General features: G+C 70.0%; 10 protein-coding genes. 2 read left to right on the top strand and 8 right to left on the bottom strand.

Translation table 11 applies throughout. The features are described 5' to 3' along the window. Positions 1 to 228: 228 nt before the first annotated feature. Complete coding sequence (locus ZF1_RS27935) at positions 229 to 1,149, top strand: helix-turn-helix transcriptional regulator (protein ID WP_281010805.1); 921 nt, start codon at positions 229 to 231, stop codon at positions 1,147 to 1,149. A 213-nt stretch (positions 1,150 to 1,362) separates the two neighbouring features. Here the strand turns inward: ZF1_RS27935 and ZF1_RS27930 are convergent, their stop codons facing one another. The 5 genes from ZF1_RS27930 to ZF1_RS27910 form a co-directional block, all read right to left on the bottom strand. Further along, positions 1,363 to 1,965 carry an ATP-dependent DNA ligase gene (locus ZF1_RS27930; protein WP_281010806.1) on the bottom strand — a complete coding sequence of 201 codons (603 nt, stop codon included), beginning with the start codon at positions 1,963 to 1,965 and terminating at the stop codon, positions 1,363 to 1,365. Between the two features lie 239 nt (positions 1,966 to 2,204). After that, on the bottom strand, positions 2,205 to 3,002 hold the full coding sequence (locus ZF1_RS27925; protein ID WP_161152599.1) for a transposase family protein: 798 nt from the start codon (positions 3,000 to 3,002) through the stop codon (positions 2,205 to 2,207). A gap of 135 nt (positions 3,003 to 3,137) precedes the next feature. Beyond that, positions 3,138 to 4,414, bottom strand: a protein-coding gene (locus tag ZF1_RS27920; RefSeq protein WP_232021061.1) for an IS3 family transposase whose coding sequence is annotated in 2 segments (ribosomal slippage) — positions 3,138 to 4,126 and positions 4,126 to 4,414 — 1,278 coding nt in all. Because the reading frame shifts where the segments join, the coding sequence is not laid out codon by codon here. 520 nt (positions 4,415 to 4,934) lie between these two features. Continuing rightward, positions 4,935 to 5,609, bottom strand: a complete 675-nt coding sequence (locus ZF1_RS27915) for a TlpA family protein disulfide reductase (RefSeq protein ID WP_179763268.1) — start codon at positions 5,607 to 5,609, stop codon at positions 4,935 to 4,937. 1 nt (position 5,610) lies between these two features. Further along, a complete protein-coding gene (locus tag ZF1_RS27910; RefSeq protein WP_482638802.1) occupies positions 5,611 to 6,462 on the bottom strand; it encodes a TlpA family protein disulfide reductase in 852 nt (283 codons plus the stop codon). A gap of 264 nt (positions 6,463 to 6,726) precedes the next feature. On the opposite strand from ZF1_RS27910, the gene ZF1_RS27905 reads away from it, so the two are divergent. Beyond that, the gene (locus ZF1_RS27905; RefSeq protein WP_337826757.1) at positions 6,727 to 9,114 is read left to right on the top strand and encodes a penicillin-binding protein; all 2,388 of its coding nucleotides are present in this window, start codon (positions 6,727 to 6,729) and stop codon (positions 9,112 to 9,114) included. Here ZF1_RS27905 and ZF1_RS27900 read toward each other — a convergent pair whose 3' ends face one another. Genes ZF1_RS27900 through murJ form a run of 3 tightly spaced genes read right to left on the bottom strand, consistent with a single transcriptional unit; the run spans position 9,115 to position 12,742 of the window. Further along, positions 9,115 to 10,467, bottom strand: a complete 1,353-nt coding sequence (locus tag ZF1_RS27900; RefSeq protein WP_482638801.1) for a sensor histidine kinase — start codon at positions 10,465 to 10,467, stop codon at positions 9,115 to 9,117. After that, on the bottom strand, positions 10,431 to 11,177 hold the full coding sequence (locus tag ZF1_RS27895) for a response regulator transcription factor (RefSeq protein ID WP_337826755.1): 747 nt from the start codon (positions 11,175 to 11,177) through the stop codon (positions 10,431 to 10,433). Before ZF1_RS27895 ends, ZF1_RS27900 begins: the two co-directional genes overlap by 37 nt. After that, positions 11,162 to 12,742, bottom strand: a complete 1,581-nt coding sequence (gene murJ / locus ZF1_RS27890) for a murein biosynthesis integral membrane protein MurJ (protein WP_337826754.1) — start codon at positions 12,740 to 12,742, stop codon at positions 11,162 to 11,164. The genes ZF1_RS27895 and murJ overlap by 16 nt, the downstream gene beginning before the upstream one ends. Positions 12,743 to 12,766 lie beyond the last annotated feature (24 nt).

Genomic DNA, 12,766 nt, shown 5'->3' with positions numbered 1-12,766 from the left:
TGAGACGCCGTGGCCGATCTGGAGGCGGGTTCGTTGCTCATATGCTCCTCGTGCCGCCGCGGGCACTGACCCACGGGCCACCCATCACCAACCGCATACGCAGCAGTTCAGTGCATTCGGCGCCGCAACAACAGTCTGTTTATGCCCAACAAACCTGCGTATCATGATCACTGTGCCAATCTGTTCTGCCACGAAGCGGAACAGCCCACACAGCTATCGTGTGGTGCCGTGACGCGGTATCGCGACATCGCGCTCGGCATCGCCCGCCGCATCCACTCCGGCGACCTGGCGTCAGGTACCGAGCTGCCCAGCGTCCGAGAGCTCGCTCGCGAGCACGGGACCACCGCAAGCACCGTGACCCGGGCCTACCGACACCTCGCCGACGGCGACGTGATCGTTCTCGCCGATCGGCGGCCGGCTCGAGTGCCGCCCACCGGCCGGGTGGCCGCCGCTCGGTTCCTCGACTCCGACCGGGTGTTCCGCCTGGCCGCCAGCGATGACCCGGCGCTGCGATTCCTGCTCGATGCCGTCGGGCACGCGGTGACCGGCAGCGGTGTGCGCGGAAGCTTCCACGCATTGCGCGCGCTCGAGCGCGGCGACGCCGACGGCGCGGCGATCCACCTGCGCGACCGCGCAGGTGTCTACAACGAGCACTTCGGTCGGGCGCTGCTGCGCCACCGTGATCCCCACCTGATCCACCTGTGGCGACGAGAACAGGGGTTTTTGCTGCCACCCGGGAACCCGGACGGGATCCGCACCGCGCACGACGTAGGTGGACTGCGCATCGCCAGACGCGAGACCGGCGCAGGTACCAAGGTGCTGCTCGACCAGCTCCTGATCGAGGCAGGGACATCCCCAGAACACATCGCAGGACCGGAGCTGGCCTCTCACTTCGAATGCGGCCTCGCCGTCGTCGCCGGCATCGCGGACACCGCGCTCGGGCTGCGCTCGGCAGCCCGCGACCTCGGGCTGGACTTCGTGCATGTCGCGTGGGAGCCCTACGAGCTCGTGCTGCCCGCCGAGTCGCTGCCGCCTGCCCAACCTCTCGTGGCCGCCCTTGCCCGTGCTGATCTCCGAACCCGGATCAATGCCCTCGGCGGATACGACCTCAGCCTGTCCGGCCAGACCACCCACCTGACAACGGACTGACTGCACGCCGCAGGTCCTGCACCGGCCTCATACGGCCCGCTCGTATCGCTGCTGAGGCCCGCGGTTCCTGGTCTTGACGTCGTCGCCCGGAGCCATGCTGTTCCTCTGCTCCGTTCCCGCTCCGTACAACCGCATGCGACGCCTGTCGCAGAACGGGGCGTCGCCCGCTCCCGATGTGACCAGCCACGACGTAGCGAGCACATCGCTCGGACCCTAGAGAATGTGCCGGATGGCGTGCTTGATCCAGGCGCGGCTACGCCGCCCTGCCTCGTAGCGCGATGCCAGGCGCTTGGCGACGACGCCCTCCAGTCCTTGCGTGTCGACCGCGGCCAGGACGTCATCCGGTGCGACGTCGGTGAAATTCCCGGGCACCGAGATCCGTGGTCCGGTGGGCAGGGCGAGGTCGGCCAGCAGGGCACGGCGGTCGCGGTAGGGCAGCCCGGTCTGGAGCGCACCGGCCGCGCGGAGGACGTCGAACGCCACGAGGGTGACCGGCACGCTGGCCAGCAGCTCGGGGCTGGGTTGGGTGCGCTGCATCCGCTGTTGGAGCAGCGTGAAGTCGCTGCGGCCGTGTTCGTCAAGGGCGACGATCTCGCCGTCGAGCATCAACCCGGCCGGCAGCTGCAGCGCGAGGAGCTCGGGGTATCGGCCGGTGAGGTCGGACCCGTTGCGCGAGCGCAGCCGCAGACCCGACCGGGAGGCCGCGACGGTGGCCCGGATGCCGTCCCACTTGACCTCATACGCCCAGTCCGGCCCGGCCGGAAGCCGACCGGCGGTCGCCAGCATCGGCTCGACCCACCCGACGTCGCTGCTCATCCGCCGCATCGTGGACCATCCCGCCCGTCCAGGACGTGTCCGAGGCGAACCACGACCCGATCCGGCGAGCACACCAGAGACGGCACGAGCTCATCCGAACTACCTGCGACGGGCGCTCGGTACCCGCTCGCTGTTGAGGTGACCGCAAGGCCTGCGGGTGGGCGGATCCGTGCAGGGGTTCACAGGGGCCCGGCGGGTACCGCACAGCCAGAAACGCCACTGAGCCTTTGCCAACCTGATCAAGTGTTGGCGATCATGAGGGTCTGAACTGCGGCGATGAGCGCTGCGGCCTGGTTCGGGCTGGAGCGGATCTTGCGCAGGACCTTCCAGGTCTTCAGCTCGGCGTTGACCCGCTCGCCCGGCCCGCGACGGCGGGCGTGCGCGGCGTTGACCGCCTTCTGGTTCACCGACAAGGGTCGGTAACGACCGGTGTCGGGGTCGAGGCGCCGACGGCGCTGCGGGACCGCGACCGTAGGCCCGGCACCCTGGTAGGCGGTGTCGCCGGCGGCCGGGATCGCGTACTCGGTGAGCGCGTCGATGATGCCGTGCTCGCGGGCTGCGCCCATGTCGTGACGGGCCCCGGGCAGCGGCGGGGAGATCCACACCAACCGGCCGACCGGGTCGGCGATGACCTGCACGTTCAGCCCGTGGCATTTGTGCTTGCCCGAGTAGAACCCCCGGTCATAGCCGCTCGCCATGCCGACCCGGTCGATGCGCAGCAGGGTCCCGTCGATGATCACGAACGCTTTGCGCGCCGCGACCTGCATCGCTTGCTCCAGGGTCGGGGCCATCGCAGCGAGCAGGTCGATGGCCTCGCGCAGGTAGCGGTACACCGTGGAGGTCCCGACCTTGAATCCGCAGGCCAGCTGGGCGTAGGTGTCACCGGTGCGCAGGTGCGCCACGACCAGCAGGGCTTGACGGCCCGGGGTGAGCCTGCGCCAGCGGGTCGCGCGTTCGCGGCGGTGACGACGCAGCAGCGTGCTGACCATCTTCAGCGTGTGGGTGGACACGGTCATCCCGGACGGGTAGGACAGCACCTTGAAGCTCCTGGTCGGACGGATTGGTCTCAGCAACCGCTCGTCTACCAGGAGCTTCACCCCTTCGAGGTCACGCCACGCCGCACACGCTCTGACCTGCCCGTCCGTCTGAACCGCCCCGGCGTGTCCGGAGAGCTATCGGGTTGAGTGCTCTGACTCGGGCTGGCCGATGTGTTGACGGTAGTGCGCGGCCTCCAGCTCGGCCGGGGGCAGGTCCGCGGCAGCGGAGTGCAGCCGTCGGTGGTTGAACCAGTCGACGTACTCGAGGGTGGCGATCTCGACCTGCTCGACCGTGCGCCACGGACCTCTCGGCTTGATCAGCTCGGTCTTGAACAGCCCGATCGTCGACTCCGCCAACGCGTTGTCATACGCGTCGCCCACCGACCCGACCGAGGGCGCCGCGCCGGCCGCGGCGAGTCGTTCGGTGTAGGCGATGGACCGATATTGCGACCCCGCATCCGAGTGTGCGACCAGCCCGGACAGGTCCTTATGGCCCTGTCGGGCGCGAGTCCATACCGCGTGTTCGAGGGCATCGAGCACCAGCTCGGTACGCATCGACGTGGCCGCGCGCCAGCCCAGGATCCGCCGCGAACAGGCATCGATGACGAAGGCGACGTAGACCATCCCCGACCACGTCGGCACGTAGGTGAAGTCAGTAACCCAGAGCTGGTCCGGGGCCGGCCGGTCGAACCGGCGCTCGACCAGGTCACCGGCCCGCGGCCCACCACCGTCGATCGTGGTGCGGACCCGGCGTCCGCGGCGGACCCCGGCCAGCCCCGCCGCGCGCATCAGCCGCTCGACCGTGCATCGGGCGACGTCGATGCCCTCGCGGCCCAGCTGGATCCAGACCTTCCGAGCGCCGTAGACGCCATAGTTCTCGGCATACACCCTGCTGATCTGAGCGGTCAGTTCCTCGTCACGCACCTGCTGTCTGCTCGGGGCCCTCAACGCCGCGGCGCGGGCGGCGTAGTAGGTCGACGGGGCGATCGCCACGCCCAGCTCGGCGAGCTGGGCGCAGATCGACGCGACACCCCACCGTCGTCCCACCGTGGAGCGGGCGGCGTGCTGGTCGATGAACCTCACCAACGCTTGTGTGGCCGGTCGATCTCGGCCGCGAAGAAAGCCGAAGCAGCCTTGAGGATCTCGTTGGCCCGCTTGAGCTCCGCGACCTCCCGGCGCAGCCGCTTGACCTCCTCGGACTCCTCAGTGGTGGTGCCCGGCCGGACACCACCGTCGATCTCGGCTTGACGGACCCACTTGCGCACCGTCTCCCCGGTGCCGACCCCGAGCTTGGTGGCGACGGCGTTCATCGCCGCCCACGGCGAGTCGTAGTCCGACTCGACCTCGGCGACCATGCGCACCGCCCGCTCACGCAACTCCGGCGGATACGGCGGCTGGGAACGACGTGTCATGACTCCATCTCCTCAGAAGATCAAGTCTCCCGACACGCCGGGGCGGTTCATCGGTGCACTCCGCCACACCTCGCCGGTCGACGGTGTCGCCGCTCGGCGAACCGATGCTCTCGGCCAACATGTGCGGCTCGGTCCGGCGCCCGGCTATCGGCCACGTACCTTCTGCGGAGGGGATGAGGGAGCCTGCTTGTGGCTCTTCGTCGGAGCTGGACGGAAGTCACGTGTCGGCGTCGCTCACGTGCGAGAAGGCCTGCTGACGCCGGCCGTAGGCATGGGCCCAAAGCCGACCGCGATGATGAGCGCGGATATGACTGCGGCGTGCCGCCGCAGGGCCGTCATCACGCGGCTCGTACCGGGCCGCGTCCGCGGGGTTGGTTGTGTACAAGATCCCTCCGCGTGATGAGAAGCCAATCGGCGATTGTGCGCGGGGTAGAACCGTGGTCCATTCGCCACGGTTGCTGCTGTCCGGTCGATGAATCACTCCGGCGTGTCTGGTGACGATCCGTAACGAAGCGGCCGCTTACGGCTCTGCCAGGTACCGCTGTACTGTCCGGGCCACTTCGCCGGGTTCGGTGAAGACCACCGGCGAGGCCACTCGGCGTACTGATCCGTCGGGTCGCAGGACGTAACTGGTTGGGATGGCATTGGGCACCTGGAGGGCGGCCCACAGCGTGCCGCGCGTGTCGACGACCGAGGGGTAGCGGGCGTCGAGATCGGCGAGCAGGCCCAGGGCCGAGGTGGCGTCGTCGCGTACATCGATGCCTACCACGGGCACCGCGCCGGGTAGCTCGGCGTAGGCGTTGAGCACCGGGATCTCCTCGCGGCAGGGTGTGCACCAGGACGCCCACACGTTGAGGAGCGCCGGTCGCCCTGCCAGCGCAGCGGCCAGGTCGACCGTGCCGGGAGTACCGAGACACGGGACCGTGATGTCGGCCAGCGGCCCCCCGGGCGGCGGCCCGACGTCCCCTGGCGTCGGACATGGTGCCAGGTCCGCCCGGGAGCGTAGTGGAGCCAGCTCGGCGTCGGGCGGCATCGCGATGAACGGCTTTTCGCCCGTCACCCGCCACTGTGACGTCTGCGGGTCGCCGGATGCGGGGTCGCTGTCCTGCGGCCACAACGCCACGATCCCGACGATCGCCAGCACGACGACGACAATCGTCCACAGCAGCTCCGAGCGCACGCCGGTCCGCAGCATCTCAACTCCCGAAACCCAGCGGCGCCCCGGAAGAAGGCTGCACCGGCACCGCTGTCCGCGGCTGTGGGCGCTGGCCGGCGAGCACCGCACGGGCCGGCAGCGGGTAGGTCGTCGGTCCGACAGCTTTCGCGACGATGGTGGCGGCCGGATCGATCACGAAGGTCTCCGGCACGCCGAAGATCCCGCTGTCGCGGGTGGCGCGCGGGCCGGGGTCAGTCACATAGCGGTAGTCGTCCCCGCCGCGCCCCCTCGCATCCAGGAACGCCACCGCCGAGTCCGGGCCGTCCTGGTAGTCGATTCCGACGAGCGTGACCCCGGCGTCGCGGTCCTGTTCGGCCACGCTGACCGACGCGGAGTGCTCCTCTTCCCACCACGAGGCCCAGAAGTTGCAAAGGACGACGCGACTGCGCAGCTCGCTGAGAGAAGGTGTGCCGTCTCTCTCGATGTACAGCAGCGTCACCGTTGGTGCCGGCCGGGCCAGCGCGGGCATGGATCCGGTCTCGCGCGGCGCAACGCGTGCGAGCACGTGGAACTTGCTGGACGGGCGTCCCCCCGACCGGCGGACACGCATGATCGGTCGTCCCGCGCGCAGTGCGGCCAGCGCTCGTTCGACCCGGTCGAGTACGGCCGTCCTGGTCCGATCATCGGTGCCGACAGGTTCGATCGTCACCGTTCCGAGGAGGTCGGACGCCGAGCCGTACCACTCGTCCGCCCAGCTCACGATGAGCCGCGGGTTGCGTCCGGTCCGCTCCTCACCGATTGTCCGGTGGTCGAACCCGAGCATCGCCAGGATGGGGTCGTCGATGAGCGTGTCGATGATCTGCTGGTGCACGGTCTGGGGAGAAGTGGTCACTCCGCGTCTCCGGGTAGTTCCTCTGCAGCGGCTGCTCCGCCATCCTCGGTACCGGAGGCTAGGAGGCGTCGTGCAGCGGAAGTGCAACCGAAGTTAAAGCGACGGTAAAAATTATCGGGTGGTCGCGAGAGAGTGCGCCGTACCCGGTTCTTCTCAGTAACATCACAGTTCGATGGGCGATAGTTGTGCCATGAACCCGTCGCCGACTCCCTCCCCAGACCGGGTGGCGGCGGGTCCGGCTCCCTTCGAGGTCTAGGATCTGGCGTGCGCATCCTCAGTGGCCCGGTCGGCCGGTCGATCGCATTGCTGGCGGGGCTGAGCGTGTTGCTGGGGGTGGTGGTCGCTGGGATGGCCTTCCCGGTGGTCGGCGGCCTCGGGATCCTGTCGAACGAGGCAGGTGACAGCGTCACGTCCAGCTCGGCCGACCTGGTGAACAACCCGGCGCCGCTGACGACCACGGTCACCGACTCCGACGGGCGCCCGCTGGCCTATCTGTTCGACCAGAACCGCACCGAGGTGGCCAACGACCAGATCTCGCCGACGATGAAGGCGGCGATCCTGGCGATCGAGGACCGCCGGTTCTACGAGCACCAGGGCGTCGACTGGCAGGGCACGCTGCGTGCGGTCGTCGCGAACTCGACGTCCGGGGATGTCGTGCAGGGCGCGTCGACGCTGACCCAGCAGTACGTCAAGAACTACATGCTCTACGTCGACGCCCAGACCGAGGCCGAGCGGCTCAAGGCGACCGAGCAGACCCCCGCCCGGAAGCTGAAGGAGGCGCGGATCGCGCTGCAGCTGGAGCGCCAGCTGTCCAAGGACGAGATCCTCAACCGCTACCTCAACATCGTCTTCCTGGGCAACGGCAGCTACGGCATCGCGGCGGGCGCCCGGACCTACTTCAACACCACGCCGGACAAGCTGACAGTGCCGCAGGCCGCGTTGCTGGCCGGCATGGTCCGCTCGACGACCCAGTTCGACCCGGTGCAGAACCCGGAGACCGCGACCGAGCGGCGCAACCTGGTGATCGAGCAGATGCGCCAGCAGGGCATGATCGACGACGCCCAGGCCCGCCAGGCGACGGCCGCGCCGCTCGGCATCGCGGACCCGCTGGTCCGGATCCCGAACGGCTGCATCGGTGCCGGTGACACCGGCTTCTTCTGCAAATACGTCGTCCAGTACCTCACCGAGGCGGGCTTCTCCGAGGAACAGATCAACCGGGGCGGCTACACGATCCGGACGACGCTGGACCGGCGGGCGATGGGCGAGGTCAAACGGGCACTCGACGCGGAGGTCCCGCCGCGGACCCCGAACGTCGCGAACGTGATGTCGCTGGTGCAGCCCGGTCAGGACGCGCACCGGGTGCTGGCGATGGGGTCGAGCCGGACGTTCGGCCTCGACGCCGACGCCGAGGAGACCAGCTTCGGCCTGCCGTATCAGCCGGTGAACCTGGGTGCCGGCTCCACGTACAAGATCTTCACCGCAGCCACCGCGCTGGAGAAGGGGCTCGGCATCAACTACTCGATGCAGGTGCCTCCCTCCGGCTACGCCTCGCCGATCTACGTCGACGGCAGCGGACGCCCGATCCCGGTCGCCAACGCCAGCGAGGGCCTGCCGCCACGCATGAGCATGACCGACGCGCTCGCGCAGTCGCCGAACACCGCGTTCATCAAGCTCGAGGAGTCCACCGGGGTCCCGGACGTCGTCGACATGGCGGTCCGCCTCGGGCTGAAGTCGCTGGCCACGACGCCGTTCGTGGACCCGGGAACGGGTGAGCGCACCGACCGCTCGATCGCCGAGGTGATCAAGCAGCAGCGGCTGGCGTCGTTCACGCTCGGTGTCACCCCGACGTCGGTGCTGGAGCTGGCGAACGTCGGCGCGACGCTGTTCTCGCAGGGCAAGTGGTGCCCGCCCACGCCGATCGACTCGATCACCGACGCGAACGGGAAGGACGTCCCGATCACCGAGGAGCCCTGCCAACAGGCGGTCGACCCCGGCCTGGCGAACACCCTGGTGACCGGGATGAGCCAGGACGACATCTCCGGGACCTCGGCGGCCGCGGCCCAGGCGGCCGGCTGGACCCGGCCGATGGCGGGCAAGACCGGCACGACCCAGCAGAACAAGTCGGCGGCGTTCGTCGGGGCGATCCCGGAGATGTCCGGTGCTGTGATCACCTTCGACAACTCGAACTCCCCGCGCCCGCTGTGCGACGGCGGCAACGGGCCGTTCGCCTGCGGCGAGGGCAACATCTTCGGTGGCAAGACGCCCGCCCGGACCTGGTACGGAGCGGTGATGCCGCTGGTCGCGGGCACGCCGCCGTCCCCGCTGCCGCCGACCGACCCCCGCTACCTCGACGGTGGCGCGGAGTCCCGGATCCCGGACGTCGTCGGCCGCTCCGTCTCCGACGCCCGCGGCGAGCTCGAAGGAGCCGGCTGGCAGGTGACGACCCGGACGGTCGACAACCGGGCCGCCGAGGGGACCGTCATCGGGCAGGAGCCACGCGGCGCGGCGCTGCCGGGTGAGCCGGTGACGCTGCAGGTCAGCAGCGGCACGGTGCCCGCCCCTCCGCCGCCTCCCGGCTCGCCACCCGCGGTCGGACCCCCCGCCGGGCCACCGCCACCGGAGGAAGGCGCGACCGGCGGTGACGGTGGCTGATCAGCCGGTCGTCTTCGCGGTGGAGCCCGGGTCGTTCGAGCCCTCGGCAGAACCGGCCCTGGACCGGCTCGGTAGCAGCAGGGTCACCGGCGACGAGGTTGTGCCGACGGTGAGCCGCCCGCCCTCGCTCTCGGCGAGGCGGCGTGCCAGTGGCAGACCCATGCCGCGTCCGACGCCCCGATTCGTGAGGGCGGAGCTCGGGACCCCGGGGCCCTGGTCGCCGACGTCGATCGCGATCGCGTTCTCGCCGACCTCGCGAGCGGAGATCGACACATCCCCGGCTCCGTGCAGGAGCGCGTTATCGAGCAAGACACCGAGGATCTGCCGGACGGCGGCAGACGAGGCGTCGAGCTCGGGCAGGGAGCCCGGGAGTAGGGAGGAGAACGAGCGGCCGTCCCGCGTCAGGCGCGGGCGCCACTCGTCGTCGAACTCGGAGAACAGGCGTGGGAGGTCGGCCGGCGCCGAGGTCGTCTGCCGTTCACGCGCCAGGGCGAGGAGCTCGTCGATCGTCCGCTCGAGCCGGTCGATCGACCCCAGCCCGTACTCGATCTGCGGTCTCGTCATGGGCTCCGCCGCGTCGAGTGCGGACTCCAGTCGCAGCCGCAGACCCGCGAGCGGGGTTCGGAGTTGATGGGAGGCCTCCGCCGAGAACGCGCGTTCGCGGGCGAGGAGGTCGTCGAGCCGGCATGCGGTACGGCTCAGGGCTCCGCTCACCCGGTCGGTCTCCGCGATGCCGCTGCGCTTCGGGCTGATGCCGAAGTCCCCATCGCCCAACCGGTCCGCGTCGTCGACCAGTCGGTCGAGAGGTCGGGACAGGCGCAGCGCCAGGCGGCGAGCGAGCAGCCATGTCGACACCAGCACGACCGCGGCCAGAGCCGCCATCCCCAGCCAGATCGGCATCACGGATGCGTAGACCTGTGACGAGGGCGCGGTGGCGCGGACAACACCGACGATGTCGTGTAGGCCGCTGACCGGGACGGCCACGACAAGGTCGTCGGCAGGCGGCAGCCCGGTGCGCCCACCGAGGACGTAGTCCACCGCGGCGTCACCCTCCGAGGGGCCTGCTCCGAGGAGCAGTGCGCCGTCGGCGTCGTAGAGCGCCACGGCAGCGTCACTGGGGCCGTCCGGAAGCGCGCGCGGCACGCGGTCATGGGCCATGTCGCTCTGCACGCTGCGCGCCGCGAACCCGGCCAGCCGCTGCAGGGACGAGTGTTCCTCGGAAACAGCGAACTCGGCCAGGCCGATGGCCAGCGGTATCCCGAACAGCGCGACGGCGAACGTCGCGGTGATAAGGGCCAGTCCCACGACCCGCGACCTCATCGATCCGTCCCTTCGCCGCCGTTCGGTGGCCACTCCAGGCGGTAGCCATGTCCCCGCAGGGTCGTGATGCGGGGTGCCCGGTGCGCGGAGAAGGACGCCAGGAGCCTGCGCAGATTGCCGACGTGGACGTCGAGTGTCTTGGTCGGGCCGATCCAGTGCTCGTCCCACACGTCCGACATGAGTTGGTGACGGCTGAGCGCCGTGCCGGGTTCCCTCGCCATGCGAGCGAGCAGGTCGAACTCCTTGTTCCGCAGCTCGACGCCTGTGTGCCCGATCGACACGCGCCGACCGCTGAGGTCGATCCGCAGGTCACCGAGTTCGATGACCGGGGTCGTGGCCTTCGGTTCCGACCGGCGAAGGTGCGCGCGGACCCGGGCCAGGAGTTCTGCGAGACGGACGGGTTTGGTCAGGTAGTCGTCGGCGCCGGCTTCCAGACCGACGATCACGTCCATCTCCGCGGTTCGGGCGGTGAGGATGACGATGATCGCCTGGGGGAGGACCGTCCGCATCCGGCGGCACACCTCGGTCCCGTCGATATCGGGCAGGCCAAGGTCGACCAGGATCAGGTCGAAGGGGACCTCGGCCACTGCCCTCAGCGCCGTCGCGCCGTCGGTGCGCCACACGGTGTCGAAGCCGTGGCTCCGCAGGTTGGTCTGCAGGAGGCCTCCGATCGTATGGTCGTCCTCCACCACGAGCACCCGTACCGACGCGGCATTGGCTCGCACGTTCACGGCGTTGTCCATCGACGGTCCTTCGATAGGTGACCTGCCGCGACGATGAAGACGGTGACGTAGACGCCGACGGCCCCGAGGAGGACGAGCGCGGAATTCCACAGGTCGGTGGCCGGGCCGACGCCACTGACCGCGACAACGGCGCCTGCCCCGAGCGCCGCGGTCGCCGCAGCGAGAGCCGGTCGGAGCAGCGCTCCGGCGGCTCCTCGGAGCGGTCGCCGTCCCGTGGTTCGCACGATGAGCCGGGCGGTGCAGACCAGCCCGACCGTGTAGGCGAGCGAGAAGGCCGCGCCCAGCCCCACCACGACGTCCCCGGCGGGCAGCAGAAGCGATGCCAGAACGGCCAGCAGCGACTGGATCAGGGCGATCACGATCTGCACCATCGCCGGGCCCCGGGTGTTCTCCCACGCGTGCAGGGTCCGGACCAGCACGAACTGGAACGAGTAGATCACGACGGCCGGCGCGAAGGTCGCCAGCACCATGCCCATGAACCACGTGTCGGGCCCCGGGTTGCCGGGGAACAGCAGTCGAGTGATCAGCGGCGCGGTGATCAGCAGTGCGAACGCCACGGGCAGGAGCAGCCGACCCGACCGCACCAGGGCATCCGTTGCCGCACGGGCAACGCTGTCGACGTCGTGCTCGACGGCTGCGCGGGCCATGCGCGGAAAGGCTGCCGTGACAACGGAGACCGCGATGATCGCGTGCGGGACCAACATGATCATGTTGGCGTTGGTGTACTGCGCCAGGCCGGCCGCGTGGTCGGCGGTGTCTGCCGCGGCCGCGCCGGCCGCATTCGCGACGATCGCGGTGATCGAGTACGCGATCTGGTTGGCGGCGACGAAAAGGACGGTCCAGCCGGCGAGCCGCAGGGAACGGCCGATTCCCGCTGCCGCGACGTCTCTGCGCGGCCGGACGCGAACACCTGCCGCGCGCAGCGCCGGCAGGAGGACCAGGACCTGGACCAGTACGCCTGCGGTGGCGCCGCCGGCGATGGCGAGGGCCTCGCCGGGCGATACCGTCTCCGCCGCGTTTGCGTCCGGCCCAGTGGCGATCCCACCCAGGAACAGGAACGGGACCGCGGCGGCGATCCCGACGACGTTGTTCGCGACCGGGGCCCACATCATCGGACCGGGCCGGTCCCGGGCCAGGAGCACCTGACTGAGCACCGCGAAGATCCCGTAAAGCGGAATCTGCGGCAGGCACCACGCCAGGAACGCGGCGAGGAGAGCGGTGTCCCGCGGCGGCCAGGCGCCGCCCGTGTAGAGACGGGCGATCCACGGGGCCAGCAGCACCCCGATGACCGTCGCAGGAAGCAGGACGAGCAGGGTAACGCTGAGAAGGCGGCCGGCGAACGCGTCACCCTCCTGCCGCCCGTTCGCGGCGGCCCGGATCAGCTGCGGGACGAACACGCTGCTGATCGCACCGCCGGCCAGCAGGGTGTAGACGATCGAGGGGAGCGTGTTGGCCAGGGTCAGCGCGTTGCCCACCACGTGGAGCCCGAAGGCCGCGGCCCAGATGGACGCGCGGACGAACCCCAGGACCCGGGACAGGGCGGTGGCGACGGCGAGCCCCGACACCCGCTCTCCGCAGGTGACAGCCCC

This window comes from Pseudonocardia sp. ZF1, from assembly GCF_056835605.1.
This window is presented reverse-complemented; position numbering and strand designations above follow the sequence as displayed.